The sequence below is a fragment of the Kaistella pullorum genome (genome assembly GCF_014837035.1).
In the GTDB taxonomy this organism is placed as follows: domain Bacteria; phylum Bacteroidota; class Bacteroidia; order Flavobacteriales; family Weeksellaceae; genus Kaistella; species Kaistella rhinocerotis.
Genome location: NZ_JACSPS010000001.1, coordinates 874,165 through 893,030 on the forward strand (window position 1 = coordinate 874,165; position 18,866 = coordinate 893,030).

Annotated in this window: 10 protein-coding genes; 5 read left to right on the plus strand and 5 right to left on the minus strand. The window is 44.0% G+C overall.

From position 1 onward, the window contains the following. Positions 1-103: 103 nt before the first annotated feature. The 3 genes from H9628_RS04135 to H9628_RS04145 form a co-directional block, all read right to left on the minus strand. The gene (locus H9628_RS04135; protein ID WP_251832850.1) at positions 104-3,988 is read right to left on the minus strand and encodes a hypothetical protein; all 3,885 of its coding nucleotides are present in this window, start codon (positions 3,986-3,988) and stop codon (positions 104-106) included. A gap of 27 nt (positions 3,989-4,015) precedes the next feature. Then, positions 4,016-8,899 (minus strand): hypothetical protein, encoded by a 4,884-nt coding sequence (locus tag H9628_RS04140; protein WP_251832851.1) that lies wholly within the window; start codon positions 8,897-8,899, stop codon positions 4,016-4,018. Between the two features lie 212 nt (positions 8,900-9,111). After that, the gene (locus H9628_RS04145; protein ID WP_251832852.1) at positions 9,112-10,806 is read right to left on the minus strand and encodes a BamA/TamA family outer membrane protein; all 1,695 of its coding nucleotides are present in this window, start codon (positions 10,804-10,806) and stop codon (positions 9,112-9,114) included. A 69-nt stretch (positions 10,807-10,875) separates the two neighbouring features. On the opposite strand from H9628_RS04145, the gene nadD reads away from it, so the two are divergent. The 3 genes from nadD (at position 10,876) to H9628_RS04160 (ending at position 14,421) form a co-directional block, all read left to right on the plus strand. After that, on the plus strand, positions 10,876-11,460 hold the full coding sequence (nadD, locus tag H9628_RS04150; RefSeq protein WP_251832853.1) for a nicotinate (nicotinamide) nucleotide adenylyltransferase: 585 nt from the start codon (positions 10,876-10,878) through the stop codon (positions 11,458-11,460). Positions 11,461-11,475: 15 nt separating this feature from the next. After that, entirely contained in the window at positions 11,476-11,814 is a 339-nt protein-coding gene (locus H9628_RS04155; RefSeq protein ID WP_251832854.1) for a DUF3817 domain-containing protein, read from the plus strand. Positions 11,815-12,126: 312 nt separating this feature from the next. Continuing rightward, the gene (locus H9628_RS04160) at positions 12,127-14,421 is read left to right on the plus strand and encodes a TonB-dependent receptor domain-containing protein (protein WP_251832855.1); all 2,295 of its coding nucleotides are present in this window, start codon (positions 12,127-12,129) and stop codon (positions 14,419-14,421) included. Positions 14,422-14,501: 80 nt separating this feature from the next. On the opposite strand, the gene ctlX is transcribed toward H9628_RS04160, so the two are convergent. Further along, positions 14,502-15,425 carry a citrulline utilization hydrolase CtlX gene (gene ctlX / locus H9628_RS04165; protein ID WP_251832856.1) on the minus strand — a complete coding sequence of 308 codons (924 nt, stop codon included), beginning with the start codon at positions 15,423-15,425 and terminating at the stop codon, positions 14,502-14,504. A 78-nt stretch (positions 15,426-15,503) separates the two neighbouring features. Between ctlX and H9628_RS04170 the strand changes: the two genes are divergently transcribed. Continuing rightward, a complete protein-coding gene (locus tag H9628_RS04170; protein ID WP_251832857.1) occupies positions 15,504-16,166 on the plus strand; it encodes a copper homeostasis protein CutC in 663 nt (220 codons plus the stop codon). Here the strand turns inward: H9628_RS04170 and H9628_RS04175 are convergent, their stop codons facing one another. Then, a complete protein-coding gene (locus H9628_RS04175) occupies positions 16,167-17,081 on the minus strand; it encodes a dimethylarginine dimethylaminohydrolase family protein (RefSeq protein ID WP_251832858.1) in 915 nt (304 codons plus the stop codon). Between the two features lie 261 nt (positions 17,082-17,342). On the opposite strand from H9628_RS04175, the gene H9628_RS04180 reads away from it, so the two are divergent. After that, complete coding sequence (locus tag H9628_RS04180) at positions 17,343-18,857, plus strand: trypsin-like peptidase domain-containing protein (protein ID WP_251832859.1); 1,515 nt, start codon at positions 17,343-17,345, stop codon at positions 18,855-18,857. The last annotated feature ends 9 nt before the right edge of the window (positions 18,858-18,866 follow it).

Sequence of the window (18,866 nt, forward strand, 5' to 3'; positions counted from 1 at the left end):
AATAAAAAAAAACTGCGGGCAGTGTTCGCAGTTTTTTTTGTGGAAAAATGCCGGATGCAAGTTGGCTTAATATTTAAATGTGTTCAAAAGTTTGATTTAAAGCTCAGCAATCCTCACAGCACACTTCCGTGATGCCCGTCAACTTGCTTGAGCGGTAAATCCGGTGTTGGCCAAGTAGGTCAGTTAACGGATTTAATGTACTTCGTGTGGCCAGATATTCTTCGATGTATGTGGCCTCTGACCCGCGTTTTGCGCCTTTGTCGAGTTGCCATTTGTTATCCATCGGGAAAATTTCCACCGCTATTGCGCTTATACTGTTGCTGCGCGGCAAACCAAGTGCTTCAAGCTTGTCACCGATTTCGCGTACAGATAATTTCGCTGTGCCCATTCGGTTTCCGTTTTCCTTTATGTATCCACCGTCATTTATTTTAGATTTTTTAGGGCGGTAAGGCATCGGACCGGAATCAATTAAAATATTTCGAAAAGATTCACCATCTGCCTGCATCACCTGTGTATAAAGGGAATACCACAGTGAAGTGTTTGGTGGAAATGCGGTGATATTTTCTCCATTCAAGACTGCGCTTGCGTGTGGCGCGGAAAGTTCCACGTATTTGTTTTTGCCAATTGGCGTTTTTATTTCACTTCGCACGGCGTGGCAAGCCAGTTCAGGTGCGGGATGCTGAACTCCGTTCACCTTCAGCGGTCTGCCATAGCGTCCCTGTGCGGTGGCCCAAACTTCTTTCCGGTGACCAACGCGGATTTCATATGTAAAGAAACCGAAAAGCTCGTCGCTGGCGGAGTGTAGACCGGGTGGCAGTGGCAGCAAATAACGGGTGGCGTTCTCTTCTTCCTCCGGAATCAGTTCCTGCATCACGCCTATTCCGGCAAAATCATTAGTCATTCCCGGAATTATTTCACGGATCTTTTCATCATTAATGTTGAACCGTTGATCTTCGGAAATATTTGAGATAAGTTCCCTGTCTACGCGGCACAGATACGGATCGGGTGAATAGGCAAGTATTCGTGCGTAGTAAGTAGTGCGTGGATTTTCCGGAGCTTTATCAAATTCAAGCCAAAGGTATTTTTGCCTTTCGTCCGAATACCGGTAGTTTTCCCGGTCATATTGGTAAGGTGTAAGCGCCACGCCGGCAGAAACCAGTTTTGGTACCTGATGCGGAATTACCGTTACAGGCAGTTGAATGTTTAAAGTCTCAAATTCATCTGTCACTGTTTCTTCATTTTTAAAGTTGAGCTTAAGGCTGTATTCGGCAAAAAGTTCACGCGGAAAATTCTTTTGATATTTTTTAGGATCTATTGAATCTAAAAACATCACGCGGGTAGTGGTTCTATCAGCATCCTGCAGCATCTGCATGTTTGCCGTATCTTTTAGCTGTACGCTGCCGATTTCCATTAATTCAGTATCCGCGGCATGCACTTTTCGCATTACTGTGATGCTGTCGGGTTCGAATCCCTGCCATGACCAGTCGCGCAGTACGCTGAAATCTACAGCAATGATCCATCGGTTAAAGAGTTCATTTACAGAAGATAGAGTTACAGAGCCACTTTCGGGTGCCAAAGAATGCCGGATTTCATTATTCACCCCAAACTGCACGCGCTGGCCGGGCTCGCCCTGAAGTGTTAAGTTATGTGAACTTAAATCCAATGCTTCCGCTAATCTTTTTAATTCGGGTGCGGTGACATTCACCATGGTTTTGGTGGAGGCAAGTTTTAGCTTGTTATGTTCTGAAACTTCAGGTTTGCTTTCAGGCTGCAGGTAAAATGCCCGCAGGCCGCCTTTGATGGGTGAAAGCAGTTCCGGCTCTTCCTCAGCTGCTTTATACGCGTTCAGAGATAGCGGTGTTCCGGATGTCACGAATTTGGCTGCATAATCGTCATCCGCAAAATCTACGATCGGAATGAAAGTTAGCCTTAAGTGCCGTGATGTCGGCAGTAACAGTTCATCTGCATCTTCGTCGCCTGTATAGTTGTTAAGTAAATCAAGTTGGTGGAAATCCTGGTAAACGATTTTGATACTCGCTGCTAAATCATAGTTTTCCGCGGCAAGATCTTTTGGTAGCGTAAATGTTTTTTCCTGCCACAAAATATAAGCTTCACGGCCGTTTTCCGAAAGCACGTTGTCCATTTCCAATGATTTCACTTCCACTAAAACTTTAAAACTGTTTACGTCAGGATCTGGCAGACCAATTGTCTGCTGAGAACGGTCTGCTGGGTCTGCCGGCACCGAAATTCCATTGATCTTATTTTTAAGAAGCTCACCTGCATCTTCATATTTTCCTGTATACGCCACACTCGGATAGCTGAGGTCTGGTCTTTTTATCCTGAGTATGTTGTCTTCGTCCAAAATATTTTCCAGGACACTGGTATCCCTTACCAGGGACGATGTCTGCATTCGTAAAAATTCATTGATGTTCGATATTTTCACCGCGCCAGCTTTGATATTTCTGCGGAAATGTGCTTGTGCAACAGATTTTTGACCCCCATTCAGCGGCTCGCTTTTAAGCTTTGGTGAACCTCCGGAAATGTCCATGAGGCGTATCCGAACTTCATAATCATGTCCATAGCGAAGCGCTACGGTTTGCTTGGGATCCTGATGGAATGGATGGAAATTTTTTTTAGGCTGAAGGTTTACCGCGTTTGTGCTGGCTAGGCCAGAAACCGCAACACGCGGCTTTTCCAAAAGGTGAATTTCCTGTGCCTCCCGGTCCGGAATCACCATGCACTTACCATTCCAGGCGGCAAAATACATAGGCAGCCAAAATCCTTCTTCCATTGTGTTGCCGTGCGAGGACGGATGCACTTCGGTGGGAAGTTCAAAAGGCCTGTTCTGTGCAAAAAGCACTTCGCCATTCTGCATTTTGATATCCTGAGATGCCATCACTCGGTTTTGCGAAAACCAGGTGGAATCTCCAAGTTTCCTTATATCGACTTTATATCCGAAAACGCCGAGCGGCGCATCTATCGGCAAATCTGTAAGTTCATCTTTCTGCCGCAGTTGCCGGTTCCCCCAGATGGTCAGCTGCTCATCATCCCAACCTAATTGCAGACCTATATCTTTAAGCGGCGGATTAGTGGTATCTGATTCCTGCAGCAAATCCTGGTTTACAGGTTGGTTGGCATGCACGATTTTAGCAAAACCGTCATTGTACAAAATCGCCTCCTGCATCACCGCATCATAGGTTGCATTATTGGCCGCAATTTCCGTAACCGGAAAAAGAACTGGCGCAAAAAGCGTACGGTCGTTTTTCAACGCGGGTAGCCGCGCAGCGTAAATCGCGCAATGCGTTGTTCCAAATTCAGAGCCTGAACCAAATCTGGTGAAAAGCCATCCGCCTTTTTTGAAGACATCACCGGAAACCGGGATGCTGGCTTTGTATATAAGCCCGGCTTTTTCGGCTAGAACTGAATTTCGGAGGATAAACCCAACTAATTTTCCCCACGAGATGTACCGGCGGTCCGTCAGTTCGTCGGTTAGGTGTCTATCTTTGTTTTTAATTATACATTCATAAGAATCGTCTGTTACGGCAAATTTTGTTCGCGAACTCGTAAAATTGAACGAATTGCGGTAGGTTTGGGGCAGGTATTTTTTGATTGCTACATTCTTTGTCGCATATTTCTGCGCCTGCGCGCGTGCCCCTGAATCTTTATTTAATGCTTGGTTTTCACTTATTTGCAGCCCGTCATTAGCTTCCATCTGGGCAATCACTTCATCTATCACCGCTTTTTTATTAACCGGAAGAATGGCTATCTGTGGCGTTTCCGTATGCGTGACGGTGGAAAATAAGGGCAGCCCGTCAAGCTGATTTATTATTTGGGTGTCGAACTGAAAAGTTGCGTCAACAAAAGCCGGTGCCCCGGAGGGCAAAGGGTTCCGAAGGTTGATATTTCTCGGAAGTACTACAATGTTGAAATGAAGCCGGCCTTCACTGAAATGTTGCGGAAAAGTGAGAATGCTATAAATTGGTTCCATGGTAATTGATTTTAATAAAAACTGCAGTTAGCTGATCTGACGTGTTTCTTCCCAGGTTTCAGTGAAGCTGATGTTCACCACAAACGCAATGGAAATATCAAGCGCGAAGGTGCACCTTGCGATACAGTTTGTAGGTCCGCCACCGATTTTTTTCTGAACCTCGCCCGCAGCTTCAATTGAAATAGTGATTGTTACGATGCCACCTAAAATCTCTGCACGACCACGGAAATAGATGAATGCACCTACCACAATATCGCCCGAAATCTTCATGTCTATTCCCACGATAAAAGTGACGGCTACTGAACCAATCACCGGAAGACCTACAGCCAGTTCTACACCGAAGCCAAATTTAAAATAGAGAGCCGGAGGTGACGATAGGTCTGCCGCCAGGCCTACTTCTGCACGTCCAATCGCGTAGATAGTTGCGGCCGCCACACTTACACACATCACGCGTATATCTGCGCCAAGCTCCAGATACGCACCTACCGAGGGCTTTATTTGGTCGATAGTTTTTGGAATTTTAATTGGCTGGTTAAAATAGACACCTACTTTGAAGTACGCGTCCATTTTCAGTGGTGTTGTCGGGGAGTTGTAATTGATGGGATCAAAAGGAAATTTCACCAGTGGAATCTCTTTGTCGGCTTTAAATTTATATTCCCAGCTGTCCGCGGAATTACTCATCGCGATTTTCAATGCTTTTTTCACGGCTTCGGACGGCTGCGTAGGATCAAGATTATTCAGGAATTCCAGAATGTCGTAAATCTTCTGCAGGGTTTTGTCAAGTTTAAGCTGAGGTCCGCTTCCAATGGCCATTCCGGCATTTTTCTTTTTCGCGTTGCTGAAGTTTCCGGAAATGTACATCAGCGGTGCAAAACCTGCCAGATCAACTGCAATCGTGATGTTATGCATCTGGTTAGCCCATTTTTCGATGGATTTGGAATCTGTTACATAATCGATTATAGATTCATTGGTGTTAGCCCCCTCTTCGTCAATTGCGGTATATTTAATATAAATCCTGAAAGCGTCACCTGGCTCGCCAACGATATCAAAACCGAAATTCGTCGGGACGGTATACTTGAAAACTTTTTGCACGCCATCCGGCAAAAGTGTCATTGTGGTTTTGGCCAGATTATCGATTTTAATAGCATCGGCAAGGTTCGGAAACGGTCCTTTTGAATTCATCAGCCGGAAACAATCAGCTAGCAATGCCGGGTCTGAAGTGTATTTTTCGATTTCACCTTTTGTATACTCAATGGAATTCAGCAGCAATTTCTGTGTATCGGTATTTTGAAGAAAGCCGTAGGTTTTACTAAATGTTGCAGCCGTATTTTTTAATGAATCAGGATATGCTAAAAGTGTTTTTGTGGTATTCAGGCTGAACGGTGCGCCGCTGTTTTTCGGCCGAAGGCCGTCTTTTATCAAACCAACGGAGGTTCCGGGCGCCAGATTTTGTACCGAACCCGAATTTTTATCAACATCCACCACACTCCAGCTTCCGTCTGCCGGCAGAACCGGCGATCCTTTTACCGATGCCACGAAGGCAGGCTGGGAAGTATTATCGTTTTGGTAGGATGCGGACATTTCCACCGCCGTTGTTTTAAACTTTTGCAGGGTCTTTTCTACAGATAAAATAGAGTCAACTGTGCCACTTACGGGGTTTTGGCTTTTATTTAAAATAGCTTTAAGTATACGCGCCGGAACCGGAACTCCCTGTGGTTTGATCTGCAGATAACCTTTGAACTGGGTTCCTGTAATATTTTCGTCTAATGGCTGCAAGTCTACGTCACAGTCAAAATAAACGGCCACAAATTCATAATCAACCTTGCGGCCTGGTGCAGAAGCTAACACAATCGGCACACTTTCATCCAGAAAATATTCGTTGCCCAGCGTCGTGTATTGTCCGCTGATGACGTCCGTATAATCTTCCCGGATGTTTTTCACTTTATACAATCCTTCCACAATTCCCGGATAGATGTCGTATGGATTATTAAATGCTAAAGTTTCTGTCGCGGTCGGCCACGTAAAACTGAAATCGAAGAGGCCTTCGCTTTGTGCTAACCAGCCACTGTCTTCACGGAAGATCACTGCATTATTGTTGCGCCGGAAGGTGACCGTACGCGTTACGCAGATTCCCCAGGGGTAGATGACGCTCACGGCCTGCACTATTTCGTGTGCCGTACGCCCTTTCATGACGTCAAATTTGGCCTGTGAGATTGACGCGAACTTTACTGCAGGATTTTTCCAGTTGCTGAAGGTACTCGCGCCATAGCCGGAAAAATCGAAATGGGTGAGCGGAACTCCGCGCGGCTTCTGTGGGGTAAAAACGCTGTTGAAAATTTCGGTAACGGTTTTTCCCAGTATGCTGATTCCCGGCTGATTGGTGATTGCCTCAAGCTGTTTCGTAAGGCCTTCCATACGCGGCGGCGCTTCAGGATTGGGATCTTTATATGCAGCGATCCTAAACTGTATTCCACCACGAAGTTTTTGGTTTTGGAACTTAAAATCGGGCTGAATAAATTCAAGATGACCGTTGCTGTGCATCGGTTCATTTTTATAAGGATACAGCGTAGCAAAAGAATATTTGGCATTCGGTAGAGTAAACAGCACTTTTCCGACCAGCTGTTGGTTCATCATGCCCGAACCGTTGAGATTGGCTTTGAACTGACGCATATAATCCGCCGGATGAATCCGCACCCAGTGATTATCTGTTTGGCTGAAAACGGTGGGTAAAGTATTCGGGGTTTGGTTTAATATGCCGAGATCCGGATCCGGAACTGGCGGATCACCCGGATTAATTGGTGCTGGTCTTGGCGTGATATTGTTTACAGGTTCCCAACTCACATTCGGTAAGGTGAGTCCCTGCAGAAAACCCATCGGAGCCTGCAGATAATTTCGGTTGACAGTAACTACATTTTCGCCCGTCACCGTTACATCATCACGGTAAAGTTTACGCATCTCCTCACGGTTTTGAAGTGAGAGCGCAACACCCCAATGGTCAGCCTGTGTACTTACGTCAAACAGCATGAAGTTGTTCTGTATTGCCGGAACTCCACGGATAAACGAACGTTCAGCGGTTGCCGAAAAGGCAGTGTTGGTAGGCTCCGCAAATGTATAGTTCATTTTAAACGTAACTTCTGCCAATGCAGTCCTGTCGATGGTATTCCAATTGGTGATGGCCTGCAGAGAACCTACAATCTGATCCCGACCTTGGCGGTCGTTTTTCAGATTGGTTGTGTAAGGGTGTGGCAGCGTGGGAAGTAGCGACAGGATGTAAAAATTGAGAAGCAAAGTAGCTTCGTAGATTTCGTTTTCATCCGTGTATTTGCCAGTCAGATACAGCCCGCTTTCTTTAGTTGTGGTGAAATATGCATTCTGCAGGGCAAACTGATATTTTTCAAGTTTATTATTGGCCTGGTTTGTATTGACAGTTGTATTCTGAAGATTTTCCGTGAGCATATCACTGTCGATGATCAGAATGTTTTTGGCGTTTTTACTCTGAATTTTGCTGTACAGACTTTTTTTTGAGACCGGATGAACCGGCGTATTATCGGCGTGAAGTGGTTTGTCTATAAAAAATTCGGTATCTGCAAAGCTGCTTACAACATCTCCCGTATCGCTCTGTGAGGCAATATTCAAAGTTTTATAATTCATCAGCCGGACATCAAGTGTCATCCGGTCTTTGTTCTCCGCAGATTTTTGCCATAACGTGAGATGGTCGCGCAGGTAAGCAAAATCAGTATTTTCAGAGGATAAATAAATCAGTCCATTCAAAACCATCAAAGTGCAGTTGTTCAGTTGTGCCTCTGAATTTTGGTTCCGAACACCGTCCCATGTTGCGGTGAGTCCTTTCTTTAAGCCTATTGAAAGTAAGCCGTTGAACTTCAGTTCAATGGATTGGTTATTCTGGAGAACGCGCGTCGGCAAAAGCCATGTTGCAGTTTCAATACGTGCTTGTCCGGAGAGTGAGTACAATACTGAATTTGATTTCCGAACAGTAAATTTTTCCTGGTTTGGCGTAAGCGTAAGACCTAAATATTTTTGAACAGGGTCCCAGGCCAGCGAGTGGTCTGTTGAGGTGAATCCACATTCCCAATCCAATGTTTTTACCGTGAAATTTCGGGTTTCCAGCACTAACAGTCTTGCGAAGTTTGTTTTTAAATGCAACCTGTCTGTAGGCAGAAACGTGGAGTTTTTTCCGTCTATTCCCACGGATTCCTCCGGCGGTGAATAGGAATTGTCCAGCATAAAATCAGCATCAAATATCGAGGCACGTGGTACCTGGATGCTATTATTGTCTAAAATATGAGATCCTCCTAAGCCCAGCGTCCCCGAAAGTATCCGTAAGCCGACATAAGTTGTGACCGGCGCGGCAGGATCCAGCAAGTCTGCACGGATCCACACATTTCCTGCAACCAATGTTAATGTACTTGCTCGCGGGTTAGCAGCCAGCAAACGCGGAATTTTAACCGGAATTATGAATGCGGCTCGTGCCTCGCCCGGGAAAAAAACTTTAAAGTCATCTATGAGTTTATAAAGATTGTACAAAATAGGTGGACCGTCCAGCGTGGGGAAGGGACCGAGAATTTTATCGGGAACGGTAAAGACTTGGTTGGCATCGAAGATTTGGTGTGCACCGAAACGCATGGAATTTTCGGGTAGTTTTTCAATTTCGAACTCCGGTTTGGGAGTTGACGCCGCGCGAGTAGGGTTCGGGACCGTTAGGAAGTCGCGCAGTCGGTTCGTGCTGAACGGTAGCTTGGACGCCCGTATTTCCTGGAAGTTAGTCGGGGAAAGATTTGATTTTTCGATGGTTTCGAGCAGAAACTCAAGATGTTCAGGCTGGTTTTGCTTCGCAGCAGCCAAGTCTAAATCCTGCAACAATAGTGTTGCAGATTTTACAGGATCTGGCATTTTTTTCAGTTTTTGTGGTTATTAGTTTCAGATCGTGGATCTTGGTGCGCGAACGTTAAGGCCGTTCACCTCACTGCAAGTAGATACTTGTGACGGTCGTAAATCGTTGATATATACATTGTTATATATCTTTAAAAACAAAGTTAGGTGTTTTAGGTAATACGTTGTAAATATTCCTTTAAGTAGTGCGAAAATTGCGTGAAATCACCTGATCAGAACCTGCTGATTACACCCCAGTGGATTTTAGTATCACCAAATCTGATCGGATTTCCAAACTGGTTTCCGTTTGAGATCTGAAAACTCATCAAACCGATTGGCAGAAAGAAATTAAAACCCAAACCAAAACTGTAGAGTTTAGGTTTTTCAGCGAGGGAACTGTTGTTCAGTCCGCCATATTGCCCGAAAATATCGAAAAAAGCCTGTTCTCCAACCAGATAACGGTATTCGGCAGTGCCGAAATAATAGAAATCTGCGAGCAGTGTGTCTTCATTGAAGCCACGAAGCGAATCCCAGCCGCCAAAGCGGAGCAGTTCGTTTACAGCTGGTTCTTCTTCCGAATTCATCAGGGCTGTTTCGGCTCGCAAATTCAAATAATGGTTTCCTTTTATAGCAAGATTCCGTTCAGCGGAAAAGAAGAAATTGTTTTGCTGAATGCTTTGTGGATCATTTGCATATCGTGTACTGATGAGGTCGACCTCGGCTCTGAGTCTCGATTTGTACTGAAACAGCGGAATCTCCGTTGGCTCCATGTAATCATACCAAACTCCGACACCTTTTTTATTAAAATCACGCCCGCCTACGAACAGCGAATCGGTTACAGCAGAGGTTTCAAAGGTTCCGCGAAGACCTATTTTCTGCCGAATGCCAAGATTCAGGTAAATTCCGGGTAAGAATTTAAAGGTGGCAAAAGTAGAATCCTGTCTGAAAACATTCACATTCAGTGCCATTCCGATGTTAGAACCGGCCACGTAGGGTATATCCGTTTTAAGGTCGAAGGTCTGTCCGCGGTCTGGGTTTCGCTGCCAGAATATGTTTACCGTCTCGAAACTGTTAAACATATTCCGGAAGTTTACATTCAGACTACCGTTAAAGCTGAATTTTTCGTTTTTATCATTCCCGAATCCCACGATGCCGTCGAATGTATTCGATTTTTTTTTCTGCACAAACAGGTAAATCTGTGTGGAATCGCGTGTGAAGAGCGTTTGTGGTGGTTTTTCGAGGGCTACAAAAGGATGGTTTTGGAGTGTTTGGTTCAGTTTTGAAAGATTTTTGTCATCGTAGACCTGACCTTTGAAATCGCGCTCGATGTTTTTAATAAACCGTTTCGGTACCTTCTCATATCCGCGTACCACAATGGCGTCCAGCTTTCGGCGTTCGCCTTCAGCAACGCTTAATTCAAGTTGCGGCTCACCATTTTTCAGACCCAGGAATTTCGTCTTCACCCTGTTGAATGCAAAACCGCGTAAACGGTAGTTTTCGCTGACGGCCTTTTTTAATGAGTCGATGTTTTGCGAGTACAGTTCGCGCGGTAGTTTTAAATTTAAAGCAACTTCATCTTCTAATTTTATAAGACCTCCATTGAAGTTTTTTCCTTTATCGTAGAAAATCTCGATGCTGTTCTCCGATTCATTTACACTTTTCAGTTCGGTCAGATAAAAGTTGTTCTGTGAAAGCGAATCCAGGAATTTCGCCGCAGTGGCAGAATCTTTCACCACTTTCCGCTGTCCGTTCGCAACATCGGTAAGCCAATACTCTTTCTGCTGCGACCAGAGCGAAACGCAACAAAACAGGGCTATAAGCGCGGCAAAATATTTCAATAGTAAAGACTTTGGAATTCTGAACTCAATATACGCAAGAATATTTTGTTTAATGTTAACTTTAAACGGCAATTGCATGGTTGTGTCCATATTTCCGCCTTTAATCACTATCTTTATCGCGGACAAAAAGCGTCTGCTAATGATGATTTCCCGCGTTTTATGAAGAAAGTTGGACTTTTTTTCGGCAGTTTCAATCCTATCCATATCGGGCACCTGATTTTGGCCAATTATATTCTCGAAAATTCTGATATGCACGAACTTTGGTTCGTGGTGAGCCCGCAGAATCCATTTAAAGAAAAAAAGTCGCTGCTGAGTGATCACAACAGATTGGATATGGTGCAGCTTGCGATCCAAAATTACCCGAAGATGCGCGCCTCCAACGTAGAGTTTTCGCTTCCCACGCCCAGCTACACTATTGATACACTCACGTACCTGAAAGAAAAATATCCCGATATTTCTTTTGCGCTGATCATGGGAGAAGATAATCTGAGCGGTTTGCACAAATGGAAAAATTCGGAAAAACTGATAGAAAGTCATCAGATCATCGTCTATCCGCGGCTGTTCGAGGATCAAAAACCAGCTTCGGAATTCCTGCAACATCCAAATATTTCATTGGTGAGTGCTCCGGTAATTGAAATCTCCGCGACTGAAATCCGGAATATGATAAAAGCAGGCAAAAATGTGCGCCCAATGCTTCCGCCGGAGGTTTTCGAATATCTTGACGGAAGTGCTTTTTACCGTTAATTTTAATTGATTGAGATGAAGATTTTAGATAATTTTTTCACCAAGTACGACGATGAGCAAATCAACCGCTGGTTTAAGAAAATTTGTGTAGCGGAAGCAATTTCGTGGCTTTTGCTTTTCTCCGCAATGATATGGATCAGATATGACAGGGAAGGCCTCGCGCCTACCATATACATCATCATCATGGGGAATATCCACGGGCTTTTTTTCACACTTTACTTGCTGATGGTGTGGCCGGCCAAGAAAATTTTCAGGTGGGATGATGAAGATTTCATTTTCGCGCTGATTGCGGCATTCTTTCCGTTTGCCACTATGTGGATCGACAAAAAACTCGCCCGGTTCGATCGGGAGTAACCGATTATTTAATAAATATTTTGAAGTGGCTTCGGTCACTTTTTTTTGTTTTTGGATGTAATGAAATGCATCTTTCAATAGTCTATTCCATAGTTCCAATATTTACATAAAAATTTATGCTGCTGATAACCAATACTTTAAATATATTTTTGCTTTTATTTTACTACTTTGCATTGCATGATACTAAATAATTGATATATCTTTGCAATGCAATCCTAAACTAATAACAATACATAACGCAGGGTCTCAAAACCCGTTCACCAAATCACTTTTCAAATATTGAAATCCTGCTTTTATTAAAACTTAAACATCATGAAAAAATTCACCGTAACATTGGCATTGATTACTTTTTCGGCAGTCTCGGCACAGCAAAGCGTAAAAAACGACAGTCTTAAAATCCACAGCGTACAGGAAGTGCTGATCAGCAAAAAAGTATTTAAAAAAGAAAGTGACCGTTTTGTGTATGACATTTCAAATGCACCGCTGGCGAAAGGAAGTTCCACTTTTGATATCCTAAAACAGACCCCGATGGTTTCTTCCAGTGACGAAAGCACATTGAAAATTGCCGGGAAAAACAATGCGGTAATCTATATCAACGGCCGGAAATCTAATATGGATGCCGCTTCGCTCGTGCAGTTCCTTAAAAATACACCGGCGGAAAATATCCAGAAAATCGAAGTGATCACAATGCCGGGCAGCGAGTATCAGGTAGAGTCTTCAGACGGAATTATCAATATCATTTTGAAGAAAAAATCAACTGACGGCTTCAACGGAAACATGCGCATGAGCAGTACTGCGAACAAGTACACGAATAATTCATCATCTTTCTCCGGAAACTACCGCAAAGACAAGCTTGGGATCAGCGCAAACCTCAGCGGTTCGGCGAACATCCAACCTCAATATTTCGATCTTCAGAACGGTAACAGCCTTGCTACGAACCGCAGCGTAGGTTTCATAGACGATCCCAACCAGAATCTCGGCGGTTATCTGAACATAGATTATCAGCTGAATGATAACAGCAATATCGCACTGAGCTGGAATACTTGGGCAAACAAGAGCTATGGCGCCACGATTAATCTCTTCAACACATTGAAAACGTTTGACAATGCGGGCAATCTTTTGTCCACGGAATACACAAATTCCCGCAACCGCGAAGATGCGAGATCGTACAATAACAATGTGAATCTGAATTATGAACTGAAAACCGATTCGCTAGGCAGTAAACTGAACCTGAATGCAGCTTACCTCAATTACAAGCGCTTCCAGCACGGAGACAATAACACTATTCTCGCCAATGCTGACGGTACAGACGTGCATGCAACGAAGAATGTTTTGCAAAGTCAACCGCAGATCATCAACAGTTTTGCAGCAACCGCAGATTATAATCGGAAATTTGAAAATGATTTCAGTGCTTCTGTTGGCGCGAATTTCAACAAGACCAATACAGACAACGACATACTGAGTATTACCACAGATTTCATATACGACGGCACGGGTCAGTTAATTGATAAAGATCCTACCGCCACACCCAATCATTTTATCTATGATGAAACCATTTATGGCTTTTATCTGACACTTGAAAAAAAGTTTTCCGATAAATTTTCGGGGAAAGCGGGCGCTAGATATGAAATTACAGGCAGCCTCGGAACTTCGGATAACAGTAAGGATCCGGCGCTGCGCAGGATAGAGCGCGAGTACAGCAATTTCCTGCCCTATTTAAGTCTTAATTATGCCATAAATGATAACCAGAATCTTTCCTACGCGTTTTCAAGCCGTATGCGCAGACCAAGTTTTTGGGAACTGAATCCTGTGAAAAACCTGTTAACCGAATACAACTATACGCAGAACAACCCTTTCGTGAAGGCTTCTGCAACCTATAATCAGGAGTTGACGTATATGTACAAAAATTCTTATTTCGTAGTTCTGAATCATTCTTACCTTAAAGATGTCATCACACAGGTTCCGCTTCAGGGTTATCCGGTTAGCCCCGATGGTACGGTGGGAGCGGTGAACGAGCTCAGATACATCCGCACCAATTTTGGCGACCAGCAGGAGATGTCCGCTGCACTTGGAGTGAACAAATCCTTTTTTAAACAGGCGGTTTCGGTGAATTTTAGCATCGGTATGCAGCACAATATCAACCGTGGATCGCTAAGCGTAGATCCTACTACCGGCGACCGTTTCCTCAACGCCAATGGTGATTTTGTGACCTATACGAACGAAACCGAATCCACCAGCCTGTTCATTCAGTCAAACAATACCATCAGGCTCGACAAAAAGAAAACCTGGTTCCTGGGTGTCAATTATTTCTATGTTGACAAACAGCAAATCGAGCTTGGCTTACTCAAAAATATGATGAGTCTGGACCTGAACCTTAAGAAAATCTGGAATGACTGGACTTTCAGCGTAAATGTAAATGATGTGTTCCGTACGAACGTCGTTGAAGTAAATGACCATCAGGCCAACGGAAACTTCAATTATATCCTGAATGATAGCTACCGCCAGAATTTTGGAGCTACAATTGTCTATAATTTCGGCAACAAAAAAGTGAAGAAAGTCCGCGATATCGAAGATGCAAGCAAGGATGTAAAAAGCAGGACGCGCTAAGTTATTTTTTCTAAATTTTTCATAAAACAAAATCCACGGTTTGCGCCGTGGATTTTGTGGTTGTAAAACGATATTTGTTTTTAAACTTTTGGCAAGAACACTTCTGCAAGCATGCATCGCGCGCTTCCGCCACCGTTGGTTTCGATTGTTGCTAAATCGGCTGATAAGATTTCGCAATATTTCCTGATTTTTTCAATTTGCTCGGCGTTCAGCGACTGGTGGGCGGTCTGGCTCATTACCAAATATTTTTTCCCGTCCTCACTTTGCACCTGCAGCATGTTTCCCGCGAATTGCTGCAGCTGGTCTTCGGAAATTTCAATGATTTCCTTATTGGTAGATTTAATGACTTCCTGCACTTTTTCACGTTCCAGCTCGCTGTCGATACAGTCCAGGCAAATCACCACAAAACCGTCAGCAACGCACATCATGACATTGGTGTGATAAATCGGTAATCTTTCGCCATCGGCATTTTGGTAAGAATGAAAAACCACCGGCGTGTATCCCATTTTATCACAAAGTTCACGGAAGAGCCCTTCGTCAAGCCGCATAGAAACTGACCCGTAGGCAATCTTGTAGTCGTGGTCGAAAATGATGCTTCCGGTTGCCTCCAGAAACTTGTTTTCATTTTCATAATGCGAATAATCTTCTACATTTTCTATTTTGAAACCGTCAGCTTTCAATCTTTCCAGAATGTCCGGACGTCGCTCTACACGGCGGTTTGGGGCGAACATTGGGTACAGGCGCACCATACCGTCGGGGTGAAAACTCACCCAGTTGTTTGGGAAAATCGAGTCGGGGGTGTGCGGCTCCGGCGTGTCTTTCACCACGATTACGTTGATGCCTTTGCTGCGCAGTTTTTCTACGAAATTTCGGAATTCACCGAGCGCTTTTTCCTGGATATCGTTGCCGGTCTGCTCTACCTGAAAATAATTGTTCAGAGCCGTCTGCTCGTTGTATCCAAATGCTACAGGTTCAATCATCAGAACCGTACTGGCTGTCTGCATGCTGAATTTTATTTTAAGAGTTAAAATTGAAGTCGGGCAAAAATACTTAAATTTAAAGACAATAATTAAAAAAGGTAAATGTTAGAAATAGCCTGTTTTGAAATGACTTCCGCCGAGACTGCACTGCGCTCCATGGCAGACCGAATCGAGTTCTGCACTGATCTGGAACTGGGCGGCACAACGCCGGATTTTTATGAGTTCCTGCATCTGAAACGCACGTTCAGCAAACCGGTTTATGTGATGATCAGACCCAAAGGCGGCCCGTTTTATTATTCTGAGACTGAATTCATTGAGATGAAAAAAAGCATCATCTCATTCGGTGAAGCGGGAGCAGACGGTTTTGTCTTTGGAATCCTAACGCCTCAGAACGAAGTAGATGTGCAAAGAAATGCTGAACTTATCACACTTGCAGCTGGTATTCCGTGTACCTTTCACCGTGCTGTAGACCGCACGGCGGATCTCGACAAATCGGTGGAAACATTGATTGGGCTTGGCTTTAAGACTGTACTGACTTCGGGCGGAAAAAAGAGCGCGATGGAAGGCAAGGAAAATTTAAAACAGCTGATCGGGAAATATTCCAATCAAATTGAAATCCTCATCGGAGGCGGCGTAAGGTCTGAAAACGTGGCTGAAATCAAAGAATTCACCGGAGCAACCAGCTTTCATTCCTCGGCAATTCTGAAATATGACACTCTCGCCAGTGCCGCCGAAATAAAAGATATTAAAAAGCTGATATCCTGATTATTCCCGGGCCAGCGGCAGGGTGGAGCAGCGCAGTAGACCGCCCATTTTGGCGATTTCACGGTACGGAATCTCTTCCACCGTCATTCCCCATTCGTTGCGCAAGTGCTCATTCATGCGTGTGAAACTTCCGTCAGACACCACAATATCGGGCGCGATGGAGAAAATATTAGGGTTCATCTCGAACATCTCCTCTTTGGTCACGTGGAAACAGTTTTCTTCGCCAAAAATATCGAGCAACAATCTGTAATCGCTTTCATCTACAAAGCCGTCTTTGTAAATGATGCATTTGTCTTTTCCGACAGGATTGAAAGTGCAGTCGAGGTGTAGAATTCCGGAGAAAGCGTCAAAGTCGTTTTTGGTGAGTTCAAGATCGATGATACGTTTTTTTGGGAAGTATTCTTTTAATATTTCAATAGCGTATTCATTTGTACGCGCGGTTTTATAATTTCGGTAATCTTCAGAAAAACAGGTCCCTACAAACAGAAAGTCATTCCAGATGATCACGTCGCCGCCTTCGATATGCGCTGAATCTGGCAGGTTGATAATATTTTTCCAGCCAACTCGCGCGAAGATTTTTCGGTAAGCATCCTGCTCATTATAGCGGTCCTGAATGATGTTTGAGATGATCATTTTATCATCGATGACGAAGGCCACATCACGTGCAAAAACCTGGTTGTAATCGTGGATCAGGTGCGGACGGAAAACTTCTACATCATGTTTAAGCAGTACTTTTTCGAATTCAGACATTTCCATGATGATGTCTTCTTCGCGTGGGTAGATCCCGTTTTGTATGGAGTGATAAGATTTGGCATCGTAGCTGTGCTCCAAGGCATGCACAGGTCCCATAGAGTTTGGAAGACCGAGCACCACGGATTTTAGCCGGCCGGTTTCGTTTTTAATGTTAAGTTTCATAATTTCGTGAGAGTTCCAAATTTAAACAAATGCTTTGAAGTAGCGAAATATTATATAAATGAGCGAAATATGACAAAACGGCAGTGCAAAAGACATTAATGCCTTTAACATTTAGCCTGGAATTGAATCAAACGTGTGTGCTAACACTAAAAATAGCCAATGATTGTTAAGGTTTAGTTAAAACTGAAACTATCCTGTAATAATCTCTACTTATTTAGCATTAAATTTGACAATCGCAAAACGAAAAATCGAAATAAATTTATGAAGATGAACATTATAAAAAAACTAATTCCGTATGCCTTCGTAGGTGTTATCTCCGGCGCTACTACTTTTGGTGCCATCAATTATTTTAACGAAAAAAACAGCGATTCCGACTTTTCCTATTTCGCGCCGAAGAACAGCGATGCGAGATATGCGTCATTTAATATGACGGGCGTTGGTGAAGATTTCGTGAAAGCTTCTAAAATGACGGTTCCGGCTGTAGTGAGTATTAAAAACTACGCGGACCGCACAAACCGCCGCAGCGAACAGGATATGTTCGACCTCTTTTTTGGGAATCCATTTGGCGGACAGCCACGTCAACAGCAGCAGCCACCTCAAAATATGCCCTCTGGAATGGGTTCTGGTGTGATCATTTCGCCTGACGGGTATATCATTTCAAACAACCACGTGATCGCAGGTGCCAGCAAACTCGAAGTGGTGCTTTCGAATAAAAAATCATACGTTGCAAACCTTGTAGGAACGGATCCTACAACAGATATCGCACTTCTAAAAATCGAAGAAAAAGGCTTGCCTTACCTTAATTTTGCAAATTCTGATAATGTGGAAGTCGGGCAGTGGGTACTCGCTGTTGGAAACCCGATGGGCTTGAACTCTACTGTAACAGCCGGTATCGTTTCCGCAAAAGGCCGAAGCATTGATCTGTTAAGCCAGCAATCAAGAACACCAATCGAGAGTTTTATCCAGACGGATGCCGCTATTAATCCGGGCAACTCTGGAGGAGCCTTGGTAAATCCTAATGGTGAACTGATCGGTATCAACTCTGCGATCTCATCGAAGACAGGATATTATGAAGGTTATGGTTTTGCAGTACCTTCAAATCTTGCCAGAAAAGTTGTTGAAGACATCAAGAAATTTGGTCTTGTACAGCGTGGTTTCTTAGGTGTGAATACGCTTGACCTTTCTGATACGCGCCAAGTAACTGCTTACAATCAGCAAAATAAAACGAATCTGAAAGCCGGCGAAGGTGTCTATTTGACTCAGGTTGTAGCTAAAGGCGGCGCTGAGGCGGCAGGTTTGAGAACTGGTGATATCATTACTAAAGTTGACAACACGGTGATTTCCAGTTACTATGACTTGTCTTTCGCAGTGGGCAGCAAACGTCCGGGGGACAAAGTAGCGGTGACCTACACCCGAAACGGCCGCAGCAACACCGTAGATGTGACGCTTCGTGATGAGCGTGGCGGAACAAGCTTTAGAAGTAAAGCCGATCTTACCGTAACTGAAAAAATTGGGTCAGAATTTGAACCGTTAAGCGACAGATTCAAAACAGATTATGGTTTAAACAGTGGCGTGATCGCGAAGAATGTTGTTTCCGGAAGTGAGATGGCTAAGATTGGTGTGGTAGACAATTACATCATCGTGGAAGTGAACGGGAAACCGGTAAACTCTCAGAAAGATGTAGAAAAAATCCTTCAGGGTTACAGCGGTAACGTTCAGGTAAAATATGTGGACGAATATGGCAGAATCACAACACGTGGTTTCAAGATGCCTTAAATAATTGGT

Coding starts and splice junctions, on each gene's coding strand:
- H9628_RS04135 (WP_251832850.1), bottom strand. CDS start 3,988: ATGGAACCAATTTATAGCATTCTCACTTTTCCGCAACATTTCAGTGAA.
- H9628_RS04180 (WP_251832859.1), top strand. CDS start 17,343: ATGAAGATGAACATTATAAAAAAACTAATTCCGTATGCCTTCGTAGGT.
- H9628_RS04175 (WP_251832858.1), bottom strand. CDS start 17,081: ATGAAACTTAACATTAAAAACGAAACCGGCCGGCTAAAATCCGTGGTG.
- H9628_RS04155 (WP_251832854.1), top strand. CDS start 11,476: ATGAAGATTTTAGATAATTTTTTCACCAAGTACGACGATGAGCAAATC.
- H9628_RS04140 (WP_251832851.1), bottom strand. CDS start 8,899: ATGCCAGATCCTGTAAAATCTGCAACACTATTGTTGCAGGATTTAGAC.
- H9628_RS04145 (WP_251832852.1), bottom strand. CDS start 10,806: ATGGACACAACCATGCAATTGCCGTTTAAAGTTAACATTAAACAAAAT.
- H9628_RS04170 (WP_251832857.1), top strand. CDS start 15,504: ATGTTAGAAATAGCCTGTTTTGAAATGACTTCCGCCGAGACTGCACTG.
- ctlX (WP_251832856.1), bottom strand. CDS start 15,425: ATGCAGACAGCCAGTACGGTTCTGATGATTGAACCTGTAGCATTTGGA.
- nadD (WP_251832853.1), top strand. CDS start 10,876: ATGAAGAAAGTTGGACTTTTTTTCGGCAGTTTCAATCCTATCCATATC.
- H9628_RS04160 (WP_251832855.1), top strand. CDS start 12,127: ATGAAAAAATTCACCGTAACATTGGCATTGATTACTTTTTCGGCAGTC.